The following is a 19866-nucleotide window of genomic DNA, read 5'->3' on the forward strand; positions in this document are numbered from 1 at the left end:
AGTGATGGTGTTTTTGATAATGTTGATATGCCGGATTGCGAGTATTCTTTTGATGGATCTATTAATCTTTTGGTTCAAGGCGGAAGTGGAGATTTTGAGTATTTATGGTCTAATGGTGAAACATCTGAGATTTTATCGGGTCTTGATATAGGTACTTATATTATTGAGGCTACCGATTTAGAAACTAATTGTAGTGCTTATTTTAATTATTACTTAGTACAAGAATCTAACTGTCCAGAAGTTCCAACTGCTTTTTCACCAAATGGTGATAATATTAATGATTTTTGGATTGTTGGTGCAATGGATGATTATTTAGATGCAGAAGTTTCTGTTTTTAACAGATGGGGACAACGCGTTTTTTATTCTGAAAATAATAAGGAATACTGGGATGGAACTTTTAGGGGTAAGGATATGCCTACAGCAGATTATTTTTATATTATTAATAATAAAGAAGGAGATAATTTAAGTCATGGTCGTGTTACTCTTAGGCGTTAATTAAAATTTTAAGTTATATTCATTATAATTTTTGTATATTTAAATCATATTGTAGCCTCGAACAAATTAGATAAAATAAGCTTGAGTTAGATATGATGAACTTTCACAAACTGTATGTTTTATTTTTTTGCACATTGTGTGTTTTTTTATCTTCATTTTCCCAAGATGATTGTATACTAGATGGTGGTATTGTTTTGACGCCTGCACCTACTCCCGATCCAAATTTTACTGGTGCAACAACATATCCCCCTGAAACAACAGTTGTTATGTGTTTTACTGTTGAAGAATATAATACTCCAGGAACACAGAACTGGATGCATGGTATTGTTCCATTGTTTGGTCCAGGCTGGGATTTGTCTACCTTACAACCTGTTGGTCAGCCAGAAACTCAATTTTGGGCTGGGGGTGAATGGATTTGGGTAGGTGATGTAGTTGCTGGTATAACTGGTGAATTAATTTCACCTCCAGGATGGTGGTTTGATTCAGATGGTGGAGGTGGAGATCTCGATGGAGACCCCTCTGATAACTGGGGTGATGGTAATAATGGTCCTTGGGAATTTTGTTGGGAAATCACTACTCAATCGAGTCCTCCTGCTTTTAATGGGTCTAATTTAGTTGTTGAGATATTAAATTTTGCTGACTCTGAGACAGGAAGTTGGGACAATTCTGATGCTTTGGATCAATGTATAGATGACCCCTCTTTTTTTATTCAGGGTTTAGAGCTAAATGCTCCAACTTGCGATGAGTCTTTTTTAACTGTTGTTAACCCAACTTGTGCTACTGAACAAAATGGTGGAAATGCAATTTTAACTCCATCAGGTTTAGGTCCATTTGATTATTTATTATTTAATTTAGAAACGGGTGATGTTGTTGATCTGTGGACTAACCAACCTATTGACTTACCCATTATTGCTAATAACTTAAATCCAGCGGAATACTTATTTCAAGTTGAAGACTTAGGTTTTCCTGGTGGATGTGCTTCGCCTGTATATTTTGAAATTCTTTCACCAGAACAAATTAACGTAGAATTTAATATAATTGATGCATCTTGCTCTGACTCAAGTGATGGGAGTATTGAAATTACAAGTATAATAAATGAAAATTGTATTAATGAGTCTTTGATTCCTGAAGAAATTGATTTTACTTTATGTCCTTCTACTGAGGATCCTGTATGTGGATGTGATTTTATCCAATATTTTAATGCTTGTCATGCTGAGAGTTTTTACGGTGTAACAGCTTATGATTTAGGGCCATGTCCTGAAGTAAACCCAGATTATTCAATTACATGGTTTAATAATGGTATAACTATTGATACAGACACATTAATAAGTGATCTTTTTGTGGGAGAGTATAGTGTTTTAATTGAATGCGTCGATAATACTAGCCCTGTTTTTGGTTGTTTTTTTGACACATTGTTGTTGTTAGAATCTCCACCTGAATTTATATATGATTTTACTGTAAACAATGTATCTTGTTTTATTGATGAAGACCTTAATGGAGTTAATGATATTCTAGATGGATTTATTGAAATTGAATTAGTTGGTGGAACTTTACCATATTCTATTGCTTTAGGATTAGAGAATGGTACTATTTTAGATTCACAAAATGGATCTTCAGTTATTTTTAACAACCTAGGAGTAGGAGACTATTATTTTTTTCCTTTGGATGCAAATGGTTGTCTGGTTTTTGAACAAGAAGTTTTTTTTAGTGTTTCTGAACCTGAACCTTTAATTATTGATAGTTTTGTACTTTCAAATTATAATGGATTTGAAATTTCATGTAATTCTGGACAGGATGGATTTATTAATTTAAATATTTCTGGCGGTACTGCCCCTTATAGCTATTCTTGGTCAAATAATTCTTCTAATCAAAATTTAACAAATGCATCAGCAGGTACCTACTCTGTTATAGTAACTGATCAAAATAATTGTAGTGTTGAATTAAATAATCTAGTTTTAAATGAGCCAACTGAATTAGATTTTAGTGCTACAATACAACCTGTTTCATGTAGTGGTGCAACAGACGGAAGTATATCTGTTGAGATTTCAGGAGCTGTCCCACCTTATGATTTTTCATGGCCTGATTTAGATTTAAATAGTTTATTTGTAGATAATTTGCCTCTTGGAGATTATGCGTTTCAGGTAATTGATGATAATAATTGTATTTATACTGATATTTTTACTGTGTCTACACCTAATCCAATTGTTATTTCGGATGATGTTACAAATATCTCATGTTTTGAAGCTAACGATGGTGCTATTGATATTTCAGTTACTGGTGGTGTACCACCTTATACATATCAGTGGTCAAATTTTGATGTTAATCAAGATTTATCATCTCTTGAGCCTGGTGAGTATGAAATAACTGTAACTGACTCAGAAGGTTGTTTTGAAACTGAAACATATCAAATAATAGAGCCTGATTTATTAACTGTCACCGCATTAATAACTGATGTTGCATGTTTTGGTGAAAATACTGGTTCCGTCGTTACTAATATTGAAGGAGGCACACCACCATTTAATGAATCTTGGAGTGGTGGAGCTAACCCTAATAATATGTTTGCAGCAACATATGAATTAACCATAACTGATTTTAATGGTTGTTTATTTACATTACCAGGAGTAACAATTAATCAACCATTAAGTCCTTTACAAATAGATGCAATAATCACTGATGTATTACCATGTAATGGTGATTTGACAGGAGTTATTGAACCTTTTGCTGAGGGAGGATCAGAACCTTATACTTTTTCAATTAATAATAATAATTTTAGCGGTTTAGGTTCTGGTAATTATACTGTTGTTGTTGAGGATGATAATGGTTGTTTAACTCAAGAAGTTTTTTCTATAAATGAACCTGATCCAGTTTCTGCAAATTTAATAGTTACTGATGTTTCATGCTTCGGTTTAAACGACGGTCAAGCTACAGTTGGACCATTTGGAGGAACACCTCCCTACACTGTAATTTGGACTGAATTTCTTTCTAATGAATTAGTTGATAATACAAATCTTTCCCCTGGTGATTACAGTGTTTTTATTGAAGACGCATTAGGTTGTTCATATAACGAATTTTTTATTGTAGGCGAACCCTTAAGTAATCAGCTTGAAATTATTTCCAACGAAACTCCGAGCTGTTTAAATCCTTTTAATATTAGTGTTGAAAGTGCAAATGGTGGTACTGGATTATGGTCAGGAACAGGTCCTGGAAATATAACATTTTCTGATTCTATGGGTTTTTCAACTACTGTGATAGTTACTGAGTTTGGTTTATATACTATTTCCTATGTAGATGGCTGTGGTGAAGAAGTGTCTGTAAATATTGAGATGAACTCTGTTCAGCCTGATGCTTTTGCTACACCTGCACTTGTATATTGCGACTTTCAAACAACTTTACAAGCTACATCAGAAAGTAATGAGGGGTATTGGACTTTGATAGATGCACCAGAAAATACTGAAATAAATTTTGTTGATGGAATAAATTCTTTTAATACAGAAATTATTGCTAATGGTATCAATTCCAATAATGACTGTTGTTATGGAGATTATTTATTCTCTTTTACTTCTTGTGGATCCGAAAGTTTCACATCGGTTTCTTTTGAAAAAGAAGCTCCGACCTTTGGTGTCTCCACTTTTCAAGACTGCAGTTTAGATGGTCAAATATTTATATTGAATCCTATTTCTTTTGTTGACGCATTGATTAATCCTGGTGATTGGCAGTGCGGAACTTGTTTGGATGATATAAATAATAATGGTATTTGTGACGATAATGAATGGCAAGAAACAAATGATGTTATTATAAATTATGAAACACCACATGAAGTTTCTTTCACTGTTCCTGATTATGGTCTTTATGATTTTAGATATTTTGTTTGTGATACATTTTATCAGAAAATTGTTGGATTTTCATGTCCATTAGAATTGCCAAATGTTTTTACACCTAATGGTGATTCTCAAAATGATGTTTTCTTAAGCGATGATTTAATTCCAGGTATTCATACAAATATTGATTTTCTAGTTTTTAATCGTGATGGTCAAATTGTTCATTCACAAACTAATTACGATTATCAAAATACATTGTGGGATGGTACTACAAATGAGTCAGATAATCAGCAACTTTCAGATGGTGTTTATTATTATGTTTTAGAATTATTTAATACTGCAAGTAAAAGGCAGGAGTATTACAGTGGATATATCCATTTATTTAGAGGAAGTTAGATAAGAATTTTATAAAATTTATTAATATGAAAAAATTATTACTTTTATTCATACTGATAAACTATTGTTGTTTTGGTCAGTTAAATTTAAATTGGGAAGAGACTAATACAGGCTCTGCTGCTACTATTTCAGTAGGTGAATTTGTTCTTTGGGGTATGTCAAATCCAACCTTAAACGGAGAGGTTCTACCGTCAGGATCCTTAATTGGAGTTTTTTATATTGATGGTAATGGGGATTATGCTTGTGGTGCTGGTGAAACTTGGCTTGGAGATGGAATGATTGCACTTTCCCCATGGGGAGATGACTCAACAACAGGAGATATTGATGGTTTTTCTGATGGGGAGTCATTTAATTGGTTTGTCAGAGTTTGTGATGGCACTTGTTGGAGTGATTCTGATGGTGATGGTATTTTAGATGCTGATGAAGTTTTAGATGGAACAGATTATTATTCTTCGGATGCAGTTATGGTTTCTGCTAATGGTCAGTTAACAGGCACTACTTATGCTACAAATGCATTAACAGGCCTTGAGTCATCAGATTTTACAGAGTATACAGAAGATGATGCGGGAGGAAATGAATTAGAGGAATGTTCTTGTCTTGATGGAACAGCGACTCAAATCGTATCTTCAGTTTGTTTTATTCCAGTTGGAGGATGCACAGACATAGAAGCTTCGAATTACTGTTATACTGGTAGTTTGTTTCCTGTTTTTTCAGCTGAGGATTGTCAATATGAGGGTAGTATTTCTGGCTGTATGTGCGATGAAGCTCAAAACTTCGATTCAAATGCTACAATTGATGATGGTTCGTGTATTATTGTTAATGGTGGCTGTAGCAACCCTTTAGCAAATAATTATTCAGGTGAAGAGTGTGCCTCTGGAATTTTTATTGCTGAAGAGTGTGAATTGCCCGGATGTATTTGTGATCTTGCAACGAATTTTGACCCAACTGCTACAATTGATGATGGTTCTTGTGTTATTATGAGTGGTGGATGTTCAAATCTTGAAGCTATTAATTATTCAGGTGATGAATGTGCTTCTGGATTTTTTATTTCTGAAGATTGTCAATTAGAGCAACTTGCTGTTGGTCCTATGGATTATACTATTACTGATGGTAATATGATTATACAGGTTAGTAATGATGTTGTTTTATTTAATGACGAATTAGCACCCTCAGGTGCTACCTTAGGTGTTTTTTATACTAGTGAAGCTACAAATGAATTACTTTGTGGAGGTAATGCTACTTTTTCTTCTGAAGAGAATCAATACGCTATTGCTGCTTGGAAAGCTGAAGGTGCTGATAATGGTTTCCAAGAAGGTGAAGTTTTTACTTGGGTGTTGCAAATTGGTTCTGATTTCTTTGTTGCAGATATGGCTATGATGAATACCGAAAGCATCTTTTCAGATACTTTTACTAATAATGGTTTTGGTCAAGTTGTGAGTTTGAATTTTTCAGGAGAATTAACCTCTATTTTAGGTTGTACAGATTCAAGTGCATTTAATTATAACCCTGATGCAAGTTTTGATGATGGTTCTTGTTATAACCTAGAATTTAGCTATACAATAACCGATGCAAATATGACAATCCAGGTTTCCCAGTCTGCAATTCAATTTAATGGTGTTGAACCTTCCTGTGGTTCATTATTAGGAGGTTTTTATACAAATGATAATGGTGAATTAACATGTGCTGGATACCAAGTTTGGTGTGATGATTTTTCAAACAATCAATTAGCTGTACCACTTTTTGCAGCTGAAACAGGTTTTGATAATGGCTTTGATACAGGTGAAAGTATAACTTGGGTATTGTCTGTTAGTGGACAAAATTTTATTGCAGAAAGTTCAACAATGAACCCTGTAGGTTTTTCTACTAATTTTACACCAAATGGATTTGGGCAATTATTAGTGGGTATATTTAATGGAGATATTTTAGGATGTATAGATGAAACTGCATGTAATTATAATATAGATGCTAATTTAGATGATGGTAATTGTGATTTTGTAAGTTGTTTAGGATGTCTAGACGAAACAGCATGTAATTATGATAATTCTGCTACTATTGATGATAATAGTTGTATTCTACAAACTGTTTGGTTTAGTGATGTAGATGAAGATGGATTGGGTGCAGGTTTTTCGATAACATCATGTAATGACCCCTCTGTGTCTGGTGGGATGTTTGTAGATAATAACGAGGATATATGTCCTAATAATTCTTTTAATATATCCGGATGTACTGATATAAATTCATTTAATTATAATGAAAATGCATGCTTTGATGACGGTTCATGTATTTTAGTAATTTTAGGATGTACAGATGATACTGCATTTAACTATGATTCTTCAGCAAATACAGACGATGGTTCATGTATTTCAGTAATTTTAGGATGTACAGACGATACTGCATTTAACTATGATTCTTTAGCAAACACCGATAATAATTCATGTTGTTACATCGCAGGTTGTACAAATGAAAATTCGATTAATTACAACCCTAATGCTTGTTTAGATAATAATTCATGTATTGCTACTATTTTAGGATGTACAGATTTTACAGCATTTAATTATGACTCAACTGCTAATACAGATGATGGATCATGTATTTCAGTTGTTTTAGGTTGCATAGATGATTTAGCATGTAATTATAATTTAGATGCCAATACAACTGATGGATCATGTACATATCCCGAACAGTTTTATGATTGTTCTGGTTCATGTTTAAATGACAATGATGGAGATCTTATTTGTGATGAATTGGAAACTCTTGGTTGTACAGATAACACAGCTTTTAATTACAATGAATTAGCTACTGAAGATGATGGTTCATGTATTGCAGTAGTTCTAGGATGTACTGATTTGTTAGCTCTTAATTATGACTCAAGTGCTAATACGGATGAAGGTAATTGTTGTTATGTTGAAGGTTGTATTGATTCTACTGCATTTAATTATAATGAAAATGCATGTTTTGATAATGGTACATGTATTTCAATAGTTTTAGGATGTACTGATTTTACAGCCTTTAATTATGATTCTTCAGCAAACACTGATGATGGATCTTGTCTCCCATTTACTTATGGTTGCTTAGATTTAAATGCGTGTAATTATGATGACTCAGTAAATACTGATGATGGTTCATGTACATATCCAGATGACTTCTATAATTGTGATGGTAGTTGTATTTCAGATATTGATAATGATGGTGTATGTGATCAATTAGAATTAGGAGGTTGTACAAATTCTAATGCACTTAATTATAATCCAGAAGCAACAGAAGATAGTGTTTGTATTTTTACTGGTTGTTTGAATGCAACTGCATGTAATTTTGATCCAAATGGTATTTTTAATGAATTTGTCGATTGTGAATACGAATCCTGTGCTGGCTGTACTAATCCTGAAGCAGATAATTATAATTCATCTGCTACAATTGATGATGGAACTTGTATTGTTTCAGGATGTACTGATTTTGAGGCATGTAATTATAATATAGACGCTAATAATGAAAATTTCTCATGTTTGTATCCAATAGATTTATTTGGTTTTGATTTTGTTGATTGTTCAGGCGTATGTTTAAATGATTCTGATGTAGATGGTGTATGTGATGAAATTGAGGTTTTCGGTTGTACAGATTTGGAGGCTTTTAATTATATTCCATCTGCAACTGAAGATGATGGTTCTTGTGAACCAGTATTATTTGGTTGTTTAGATAATTCAGCATGTAATTATGATGAATCAGTTAATACAGATGATGGTTCTTGTAATTATCCTATTGAAGGATTTGATTGTGATGGAAATCAATTAGATTTTGATACTCCTTGGGGAAATAATAGTGGTTGTGCCTTTAATAATCATGTAGTAGGATTTTCTTTAGATGGATTAAATTCAGGCGATTACGTTGGTGTATTTTATTTGGATGATAATGGTAACTATGTGTTTTCTCAAGGAATAGAGTATATAGGAAGTAATTTTTCACTTACTATTTGTGGAGATGATGAAACTACTTTAGAAAAAGATGGTTTTGATTCTAATGAGCCATTTTTTTGGCAGATTTGGCCTGCTGGTGAAGATTGTTCATATCCTATGAATGTTGAATATTCCGAAAATCAACCTTCTGCAGGTTCTTTCGAATTTGAAGGTATCTCAGAAATAATTTCATATACAGGTTCTCCTCTTTCTGTTTCTCTTTCTGTTTCAGATGTTACATGTAATGGTGGTAGTGATGGTTTTGTTACTTTAGATATAAATGGAGGTATTGCTTTTGGAGATGCTTCTTATATAATTGAAGGTGATTTAGAAAATTTAACTGTTGGAAATTATTTTATAACTGTGACTGATTACAATGGGTGTCAAGAGATTATTGAATTTACCATCAATGAACCAGATCTTTTAAATGCATCCTTTAATGCAATTAATGTTTCATGTAATGGTGCTAATGATGGTTCTATTGATGTAGTCGTAGAAGGAGGTGCTGGAATATATACATATCAATGGTCTAATGGTGAAACTACACAAAATATAAGTGACGTGATAGCTGGATCTTATGATCTGCTAGTAATTGATGAAAATGAATGTACAGCATCTATCGCTGTTGAAATTACAGAACCAAATGAATTATTACTTGCTTATGATTTATCTACACAGTATTCCGGATATGGTGTGTCATGTTACGGAGAATCCGATGGCTTTATCGATGTGACTGTAGAGGGTGGTACTGGAATATATTCATATCTATGGTCTAACGGTGAGATTACTCAAAACTTAACCGGTATAACAGCTGGATTTTATGACTTAGTAGTAACTGATGAAAATGGTTGTTCAGCCTCGATCGATGTTGAAATTGAGGAACCCTCACAATTAGAATCATTGTCAACGATTTCAAATTACAACGGATACGCGATTTCTTGTTTTGGTGGTTCTGATGGTTTTATTAATGTGTCTACAAATGGAGGTGCTGGAGATTATACTTACATCTGGTCAGGAACTAGCAGTGAAAATATTTCAAATCTTGGATCTGGAACTTATTATTTAACCACAATTGATAGTAATGGTTGTTCAATTGATTCCGAGTTTATAATTAATGAACCGACAGAGATAAATGTAACTGTAAGTGTTGAAAACCCAGAATGTTATGGGAATCTTGGTTCTGCCGATATAAATGTCTCAGGTGGTATTGAAAATTATACATATTTATGGCTAGACCAAGATGGAACTCCATTAACAGCAACTGAGCAGGGAAATATAGAAAATATCGGTGCTGGAATTTATACAGTATTAGTAACTGATGAAAATGGATGTGAAAATACAGAATCAGTAGAGATCTCTGAACCCTCTGAATTTACAGTTACTGGAATATCTTCTAATTATGGCTCTGATTATGAAATAAGTTGTAATGGTGCAAACGACGGTTTTATTGATGTTACAGTTGAAGGTGGAACATTTCCGTATACATACAACTGGTCAAACGGTTTAGTATCTCAAGATTTATATAATTTGACGTCTGGTACATATGTACTTATTGTAACTGATTTTAATGGTTGTGAAATAAGTTTAAATTTTACATTGGAAGAGCCAGAATCACTATTAATTACTTCTGAAACTACTTCGGGAGAGTATTCTAATTGCTCTTCAGGTTCTGCTAGTGTTTTTGTAACAGGGGGTACAGAGCCATATGAGTATTTGTGGTCTAACGGAGCAATAGATTCTGAGATTACTTCTTTGTGTGGTGGAGAGTATTTTGTTACTATAACAGATGGTAATGGGTGTGTTGTTGAGCAGGAATTGACTGTAGATTATCTATCTCCTGAAGGATGGGATGTAACTGAAACAAATTTATTACATACTATTGACATTCCAGCAGATGCTGTTATGTTGCTTGATCAAGTAACTTTAACACCTGGTGATTATGTCGGTGTATTTTTTGATAATGAAGATGGTACTCAGACTTGTGGAGGATATGCTATGTGGATTGATGAAAATACGCAAGTTATTGCTTATGGAAACGATGGTTCCAATAATGGTTTTGATGAATTAGAGCAATTTAAGTGGAGAGTTTGGAACAATGAAACAGAGACACAAGCTTATGGTTTTGTGGTTTATGATGATTCATATTCTGATGAGAGAAATTTTATTGCAGGTGGAGAAAGTGGTATTTTAGCTTCAATTTTTGCTACATATCAGTCAATTCCGCTTAATGAAAATCCTTATACTGACTGGGATATTATTTCTACTTATATTAATTCTAATGAAAATGTACAGTCAATGTTTGAACCTATTTTAGAGGAACTTGTTATTATTAAAGATGCAAATGGTTTAGTTTATTGGCCAGATTTAGAAATTAATACATTAGTTAATTTAAATAATCACGATGCTTTTGGAATAAAAACTTTATATCCTAATGAATTGACTGTTTACGGAGATTTTATCCAACCAGAAGATATTGAGTTTAACTTAGCTGGTTGGAATTATATTTCTTATCCAAGGTATCTTTCAATGCCATTAGAAAGTGCCTTGTTAGATCTTTTAGGTAATATTAAACTACTTAAAGACGATTCAGGGAATGTATATTGGCCAGAATTAAACATAAATACTGTAGATCAACTATTTCCTGGAGAAGGTTATGTTTTAAAAGTTTTTGAAGATCAATTATTTAACTTTCCATCAAATAGTGATGGTATTTTTAATATTGGTGAATTAGTTAGTCCAAATTACTCTGGTAGATTAAGTTTAGATCAGCCATCGTATTATACTGATTTTCAGAAAACTAATAACAATATGACTATTGGTATACCATTGGATGCTTGGAATGATTTTGAAATTCAAGATGGAGATGAAATTGCAGTATTAGATTTAGAGGGCAATATCTTTGGTGTGGCAATTTTAGAAAACTCAAATAATGTTTTAGTAGTTTGGGGTAATGATGATTTGTCTATGGAAAAGGATGGTATGTTTAGTGGTGAAAAATTATTTTTTGAATTATGGGATGAGTCTACAAATAACTTGTATGATTTAAATTTCACATGGCAAGAGGGTGATGATAATTATATTATAAATGGGATTAGTATTGTTTCTAATGCTTCTGTTACCAATAAACAAAGCAATGTCTTTAAAAGTATTAAATGTTACCCGAATCCTAATACTGGGGCCTTTAATATCGAAATGTTAATAAACAATGAGACTGATGTTGTTATTGATATTTTCAATTCAATTGGTAAAAAAGTTTATTCATATGATTGTGGGCTGTTGAGTATAGGTTCATACAATCTGCCATTTTCTTTAAAAAATAATGTTCAAGGAATGTATTACCTAGAAGTTAGAAGTGATTTTGAATCTAAAAAAATAGTATTTAATATAACAGAATAAAAAATATGTTTAGAGAGTTAGTGTTATTTGTTTGTGTTTTTTTCACCTTTTTAGGTTCATCTCAAAATTGGAATAATTTTAATGAACCTTCTGCTACAGATTGTAACCATTCTATCGCTATTCCGGTTAATAGTACTATTAATATTAATGGTGAACCTATAACCAACGGAGATTTAATTGGAGTTTTTTATAATAATGGTTCAGAATTAGCTCTTGGAGGATTAATGACATGGAGTGGTGTTGCTGAAAATATAGCAGCATGGGGATCAGAAGGAGGAGCCAATAATGGTTTTCAAATAGGTGATGAATATATTTGGTATGTATATGACATTGAAACAGAACAATCTATTTTAGCATCTAATGTTCAAATGCTCCTTGGTGATAACATATATTCCTGTAATGGGCTTTCAGCTGTATCTGTTCTAAGTTTTTTAAGCGAGGGGTGTTCGGATCCAACCGCATGTAATTATTGTGATTCATGTTTTGAATTTGATGATTCATTATGTGAGTATTCCGAAGATTTAATATATGATTGTGATAATAATTGTTTTAATGATTTAGATGGTGATGACGTTTGTGATGAATTAGAAATTTTAGGATGTACAGAGGAATCTGCAGCTAATTATAACTCAAATGCAACAGAGGATGACAATACATGTGATTATGTTATTTTGGGCTGTACAAATTCAATTGCAGCTAATTATAATTCAAATGCAACAGATAATGATGGTACTTGTTTGTATTGTAGTGACCCTAATGCTGATAATTTTTATAGTGGGAATGATGGTACTTTTTGTTTAGATGATTTTTTAAATAATTATACTTTAGAAATTGAGTCTGATGGATTACTTGATTGTTGCTTTTATGCAAATCCTGGTTGTACAGATGATGGTTCTTGTTTTGATGGTTCTGCTTTTGATGGAATTAATTTTGCGGCTAATGGTCAATTAGATGATTATGAATGTGATGATAGGTTTTTATATACTTCAGATTCTGGAGAATTACTTTATTACCAAAGTCCTTTTCCAAATGTTGAAGCTGCAAACTATAATCCAAATGCAAATATTTTAGTAGGCGTTGACTATTGTTATTATTTTCCTGCTTGTCAAGATCCAAGTGCGATGAATTATGGCTATAATTGTAATGGAGAAGATATCCTTTCTGATGCTCAAACTTTTGGTTTTTCAATTGATTTTAATGAAGAACCTGGAACATCCATTTTCTCAATTATATTTAATCAATATGAATTCTCTTTTGAGAATTCAGAAAATTGCTGTTTATATTATGGTTGCGATGATGTTAATGCTGATAATTTTCATGATATAGATGGTGATTTTTACCAAAATCTTCCTGAAGAAGAGAATTTCTCACCACCTGGAACAATTAATTACAATCTTCTTTTTAATCTTGATGGAACATATGAAGTTTTTAATCCTGATTTACCAGATTGGGCCAATGTAATAAGCTTTGTTTCTCCTAATGATATTGATGGAGATGGTATCTTAAATAATATAGATAATGATATAGATGGAGATAGCTTTAATTATATTTTTCAATACTCTAATCAAATAGACATTGATAGTTTTACTCCATGTATTTATCTTGGATGTACAGATGGTGGTGATACTGAAGATGGAGATGGTATAATTGCTTATAATTATGATTCAAATGCGAATATTAATGATGGTTCATGTGAATACTATGTTTGTGATGATACTGATGCTATGAATTATATTCCTCCTTGTACTGATGAGTCAGCATGTAATTTTGGAATGCCACAAATCGCAGGCGAACCACAGGGTTGTTTATACCCTGAGCCAGAATCTGATTGTTCTGATGCATTTATTGCAAGAAATTATTGTTATGATGATTTTTATGATAATCAGATTTTTATTCCAATTCCTGATAATTTGTATGATTGTTGTCAGTATTTAGGCTGTTTAGATCCAAATTCTTTTAATTATAACTCTGAGGCAACTATTCAAGAGTTGGTATTTATATCAAATGATTTGGGCTCTTATTCTCCTATTCCTATATTATCATCTGATGATGACACTTTAGGTTATGAGGATACTTGTTACCCTTATATATATGGTTGTACTGATAATTTAGCTGAAAATTTTAATGATTATAATGATGATGGTGAGTCTGCCGCTTGGGTAGAAGATGATATCACTGTTTGGCAATTAACTGATGTTAATTTTGATGCCAATGGTTCTAGTTTATTTGGAATTGATAATATGGATATAATTGAAGTTTTTAATTTGTCTGGTAATAATACTAACGTCAATTCTTTACCCCCAGGTAATATTAATTCAGTCAATCCTTGCCAATATATTTATGGTTGCATGGATCCTTGCTATATTGAGTATTATGAAGTGATAGAATATAATGATCAAAATGATTTTAATTTTTCTTTGATTAATAATACATTAAATGAAAATGGTTGTGATTTTGAATATAGTTATGGTTGTACAGAGTTATTAATTCCTAATCCACAACCAACATTTGATGATGGTTCATGTACTAATTTACTTGTTTATGGTTGTATGGACTCTAATGCAGCTAATTATAATCCAAATGCAACTATTAATGATTGTTCAAGTTGTATTCCTGCAATTGAAATTGATTTTAGTATTAATAATGCTGAATGTTATGATGATATAAATGGAGATTTTTCATGGACTGTAGCAGGTGGAGTTCCCCCATATCAGTTTACATTGTATGATAATGATGGTGATATAGTTGAAGAAATTGTTCTACAAGAGAATATTGAAAATACTTTAAATCTTGATATAGGAGAATATTTTGTTGAAGTTACAGATGAATTAAATTATACTCAATCGGTTTCCTTTCCTATATTAGAGTCACCAGAATTTGTTATTGATTTGTGGGATTCCGGTGGGTGGTTAACAACACAATCTGGTTATGATAACTACGAATGGACATTAGATGGGAATGTGTTAAATATAGATTCTAATTCTTTTCAAATAATCCCTTCCTCATCAGGTGTTTATGGTGTGACGGCTTCATATAATTACAATAACAATATATGTGTCTCGAATTCTGCTTTTATAAATTTTATTGTATTTGAAAATAATCTTGAAGACACTCATAATTTAGTTATTTCGTGTATGCCTAACCCATCAACTGGTCGTGTGGTTTTAAATATTAATAATGATTATTTAGAACCTGTTTATTTTGAATTGTTTGATGGTTTTGGTAATCAACTATGGACCAAGCCTAAAAGACTATTTGAAAAAAAATCATTAATTGTTGATAATATACCAACTGGAATATATTATTTTCGTGTCAATACTGATGATTTACATCATGTAATTCCAATTATTGTTATTAAAGATTAGTTCTATGAAACGTTTTATTATTTTTTTTACTTTTTTAATTTCATTTTATAGTTTTTCTCAGTGCTCTTATGATGAAAGTTGTACTATTTCCCCTGCCTTTCCAAATATTTGTCCAATGCAACTCCCAAATGCAACCGCTGGAGAATTTTATTCCACTGATTTAACTTTTTGGATGCCTACTCAATTTGAAGCGGAAGGTTTTGATGTTGTTTTGACTGAATTAGCTGTTAGTCAAATTGTTGGTTTTCCTATTGGTCTCTCTGCTGAATTATCAAATCCTTCAATGGTGTTTTATCCCTCTGAAAATGAATTTGGTTGTGCTTATGTAAGTGGTGTTCCGTTTTCACCTGGGGATTATATTATAACAGTTTATGTTGTAGCAAATGTTACAGTTGAAGCTGTCGGTTTTGAAATTGCTTATCCAACTGAATTTAATTTATTTTTAACTGTAAATCCCGGATCTGGTGGCAATAACAGTTTTATATTTTCCCCTAATAATGGATGCGAAGATTTAGAAGTTCAATTTGAAGCCCTAGTTGAAAGTGAAGATTATGATGTAGAGTATTTATGGGATTTTGGTAATGGAAATACAAGTAATGAGCAATATCCAAGCACCCAATTGTATAGTAATGATGGAGATTATGAAGTTTCATTAGTAACAAATTTAACTACTACTGAAACTATTCTTACTGATTTTAATATATCGGATGTTTCTGTTGATTGTTATGGTGGTGATTTTGAGGAGTTTTGTTGGGATTTATGGCTTATTGGTTCTGGATGTTGGTCTGATCCCGATTTGTTTTTAAAAATTTACGACGGAAATAATAATTTAATTTATCAGACTGGTGGTATAGGATCTGGTGAATATATTACTGGAACTTCTGCTTCATGGTCTAATATTAATCTAAATTTAGTAAATCCTCCATATAATGTTGAAATATGGGATACTGAAGCATGGGATATTCTTGATGGGCTTGAAGATGCAGTTGGTATTCCGTTAGATATTCAAATTTCTGATGATGATTTACTTGGCACTTACACTATAAATTTAGATGAGGGTAATCACACCTTTAATTCTGGATGTTCTAACGGCAATTATTCTATCTATTCAAGCGTAGTTCCTGTTACTACTATTGAAAATTCAGAAATAATTAGTGTTTTTGATTCGCCAGAAATAGAAACAATGTTAAATGAAGATAGTTATACTGTATTTATTGAAGATGAATCGATAACTTCTTTTCAATGGTATTTAGATGGAGTTTTAATTGAAGGAGCTACTCAATCTAATTATGATGTAGAAATATCTGGGACATATTATGTAGAGTTTATTACTGAAAATGGATGTTTTGGCATGTCTTCTGCTTTATATGTTGTTAAATGTGCAGATTTAGATCCTTCTATTATTCTTTCATGTTTGACATTAAATTCTAATATTAATGATTCATCATATGATTTTATCTGGTATTTTGATGATAGTGTTTATGGTAGTGGTATCACTATTAATGCTAATCAAGATGGTTACTATTATTATATAATGTCTGATGAAGCTGGTTGTCTTTGGTATTCTGATACTATATTTTTCCAAGTGCCTCCTCAAGATTTAGATAATGATGGCATTATTAATAGTGAAGATGATGATGTAGATGGTGATGGTGTTGTTAATAGTGAAGATGATGATGTAGATGGTGACGGAATACCTGACGAATCTGATGACGATGTAGATGGTGATGGAAGCTGTAATGATGATGATGATACTATTTCAGGTTTTATGTCGATTGATGATAATATACTTGAACTAATTTCTATTTTTCCAAATCCGTCTAATGGTATACTAAATATTATATTACCAGATTTTAATAATGTTAATTATGCTAATGTCTTTTTAATTGATTTAAAAGGTCAAGTTGTTTTTAAAGACAAATTGCAATGTGCTGAAAAAAATGTGATTAATATAGAGTCACTTCCATCATCTTATTATATACTAGATTTAGTTGTTGGTGATAAGCATGTTTATAAACGAATTCTTATTAATTAGAAAGTATTCTTTTAATAGACTTCAGTTTATGTGTATATAAATTAGTTTCAGAATTATATATTCCTTTTTGATTTAGGTTGTCAATTCTTACTTTACCTGATGCATGGATTATCTTAGATCGACTTAAAATGATTCCAACGTGGGAAGTTTTTTTATCACCAAAAAATGCTAAGTCGCCTAGTTTTATTTTTGAGAAATTAAATATTTTTTCACCTTCTTTTTCTTGTTGAAATGCGTCTCGTGGAAGGTTATAGTTAAAAAATCGATATACCATTTGTGTATAACCAGAGCAATCAATTCCTAAAGGACTTCTTCCTCCCCATAGATAAGGAGTGTTGATATATTTTTTTGCAATTTTTAAAAACCATGTTCTAAATGGTAGCATTTCACAAAAAGAAAGTTTTTCTTCAATATTGATAATATTTATTAATTTTCTATTCTTTGGAATAAAACTTCCTAATAATAAGGGCTGTTGAGTATTGGCGATTTTAATATTAGTATATTTTTTATTTGATATTTGAAATTTATTATTAATTTTTGGTATTATTTGGTATTGCTTATTGTCAATCCAACCACAATAGTTATCATGATTAAGAATGATTTTACTCCATTTTTTATCTTGTTGTAATACTTTAAAGGATTCTCCAAAAAGAACTTGATTAATCATTTCTGATTTATCTGATTTATTAACTCGCATGGGTATTATTGGTAAAACACAAATACCTTCTAACATAAGTTTTTTATTATCATTGCAGATGCACCTCCTCCTCCATTACATATTCCAGCTGCTCCAATTTCTTTATTATTTTTTTCTAAAGTATTTAAAAGTGTTACTAAAATTCTAGCTCCAGAACAACCTAAAGGATGTCCAAGAGAAACTGCACCTCCATTTACATTAACCTTGTTGTCATTTATGCCTAAATTTTTAATATTTGCTAATCCAACGACTGAAAATGCTTCATTTAGTTCCCAAAAATCAATTATATCTTTATTTAAATTTGCTTTATTAATTGCTTTTTCTAATGCTTTGGTTGGTGTTGTTGTAAACCATTTTGGTTCTTGTGATGAGTCAGCAAATGAGATGATTTTCGCAATTGGTTTTAAATTTAATTCTTGAGCTTTTTCTTTACTCATTAAAATCAAGGCAGCTGCACCATCGTTAATTGTTGATGCATTACCAGCTGTTATAGTTCCATCTTTTTTAAAAACAGGTCTTAGCTTTTTAAATTTCTCTACGTTTATATTAATAAATTCTTCATCTGTGTCAATTATTATGTCTCCTTTTCTTGTTGAGATTTTTACGGGTGTAATTTCGCTATTAAAAAATCCATTTGTCCAGGCTTGATTACTTTTCTCATATGATTTTAAAGCAAATTCATCTTGTTCTTCACGGCTAATTTTATTTTCTTCTGCACATATTTCAGCACATACACCCATGTGAACATTATCATAAACGTCTGTTAGTCCATCCACTAATAATCCATCGTTAATTTGTGTGTGACCTAATTTTTTTCCACCTCTCATATCATTTATATAAAATGGAATTGCCGACATATTTTCCATCCCCCCTGCAATAATTATATCATTATCACCATTTTGAATTGACTGTGCTCCAATCATTACAGCTTTCATACCAGAAGAGCAGACTTTATTTATGGTGGTACAAGGTGTTTTATCACTAATGCCAGCATAAATTGCAGCCTGTTTAGCAGGTGCTTGTCCTAAACCAGATGAAATAACATTCCCCATAAATATTTCATCTATTATTTTTTTATCTAGATTAATTTTTTCAATAGCACCTTTGATAGCAATAGATCCAAGTTTTGTCGCACTTACAGAGGAAAGTCCACCACCAAAGCTTCCTATAGGCGTTCTAGTATATGATACAATAACTACTTCTTTCATATTAATATAATTTTTTATGCAATTTAATTATTTAATTTCATACTCTAGTATTATATATATATATTTGCAATTCTTCTTTTCGGAGAGGTGGCTGAGTGGCTGAAAGCGGCACCCTGCTAAGGTGTTATACTGGTAACGGTATCGAGGGTTCGAATCCCTCTCTCTCCGCTTAGTATTTTCGGGGTATAGCGTAGTCCGGTTATCGCGCGTCGTTTGGGACGACGAGGTCGCAGGTTCGAATCCTGCTACCCCGACAAACTTTTCAAAAATCAGGGACTTTTTTCAAGTTTGTAATCTGATAACTGCAATTTTCAAAACTTTTTTGACTTTTTATTTTAAAAAATAAAATGTTGCGGGATGAAAAAAAATAGATGAAATAAGAGTCCAAATCTGTTAATTTCCTAAAAGTTAAGGAAAGTTGTCGGGGTAGCAGGATTCGAACCTGCGACCTCGTCGTCCCAAACGACGCGCGATAACCGGACTACGCTATACCCCGAAAATACTAA

7 protein-coding genes and 3 tRNA genes are annotated in these 19866 nt (G+C 32.0%); 7 read left to right on the forward strand and 3 right to left on the reverse strand.

Going from position 1 to position 19866, the window contains the following annotated elements; all coding sequences use genetic code 11:
- The 5 genes from CBD51_000715 to CBD51_000735 form a co-directional block, all read left to right on the forward strand.
- On the forward strand, positions 1 to 495 hold a 495-nt coding region (locus tag CBD51_000715; GenBank protein ID RPG60566.1), incomplete at its 5' end, for a hypothetical protein.
- Between the two features lie 92 nt (positions 496 to 587).
- Entirely contained in the window at positions 588 to 4709 is a 4122-nt protein-coding gene (locus CBD51_000720) for a hypothetical protein (GenBank protein RPG60567.1), read from the forward strand.
- Positions 4710 to 4735: 26 nt separating this feature from the next.
- A complete protein-coding gene (locus CBD51_000725; GenBank protein ID RPG60568.1) occupies positions 4736 to 12055 on the forward strand; it encodes a T9SS C-terminal target domain-containing protein in 7320 nt (2439 codons plus the stop codon).
- Positions 12056 to 12060: 5 nt separating this feature from the next.
- Positions 12061 to 15420, forward strand: a complete 3360-nt coding sequence (locus CBD51_000730; protein ID RPG60569.1) for a T9SS C-terminal target domain-containing protein — start codon at positions 12061 to 12063, stop codon at positions 15418 to 15420.
- A gap of 4 nt (positions 15421 to 15424) precedes the next feature.
- The gene (locus tag CBD51_000735; protein RPG60570.1) at positions 15425 to 17455 is read left to right on the forward strand and encodes a T9SS C-terminal target domain-containing protein; all 2031 of its coding nucleotides are present in this window, start codon (positions 15425 to 15427) and stop codon (positions 17453 to 17455) included.
- Here the strand turns inward: CBD51_000735 and CBD51_000740 are convergent.
- Together CBD51_000740 and CBD51_000745 are read right to left on the reverse strand one after the other, a co-directional pair.
- Positions 17448 to 18188: a hydrolase Nlp/P60 gene (locus CBD51_000740; protein ID RPG60571.1), complete on the reverse strand. Its 741-nt coding sequence runs from the start codon at positions 18186 to 18188 to the stop codon at positions 17448 to 17450. The genes CBD51_000735 and CBD51_000740 overlap by 8 nt on opposite strands.
- Positions 18182 to 19360, reverse strand: coding sequence for an acetyl-CoA C-acyltransferase (locus CBD51_000745; GenBank protein ID RPG60572.1), 1179 nt, complete (start codon positions 19358 to 19360; stop codon positions 18182 to 18184). The genes CBD51_000740 and CBD51_000745 overlap by 7 nt, the downstream gene beginning before the upstream one ends.
- Positions 19361 to 19441: 81 nt before the next feature.
- Between CBD51_000745 and CBD51_000750 the strand changes: the two genes are divergently transcribed.
- Positions 19442 to 19528: transfer RNA gene (locus tag CBD51_000750), tRNA-Ser, on the forward strand.
- Positions 19529 to 19539: 11 nt separating this feature from the next.
- Positions 19540 to 19617: transfer RNA gene (locus tag CBD51_000755), tRNA-Pro, on the forward strand.
- Positions 19618 to 19778: 161 nt separating this feature from the next.
- Here CBD51_000755 and CBD51_000760 read toward each other — a convergent pair.
- Positions 19779 to 19856 (reverse strand) — tRNA-Pro (locus CBD51_000760).
- Positions 19857 to 19866: the final 10 nt, after the last annotated feature.

It is taken from the genome of Flavobacteriales bacterium TMED191, from assembly GCA_002171975.2.
Lineage (GTDB): Bacteria > Bacteroidota > Bacteroidia > Flavobacteriales > TMED113.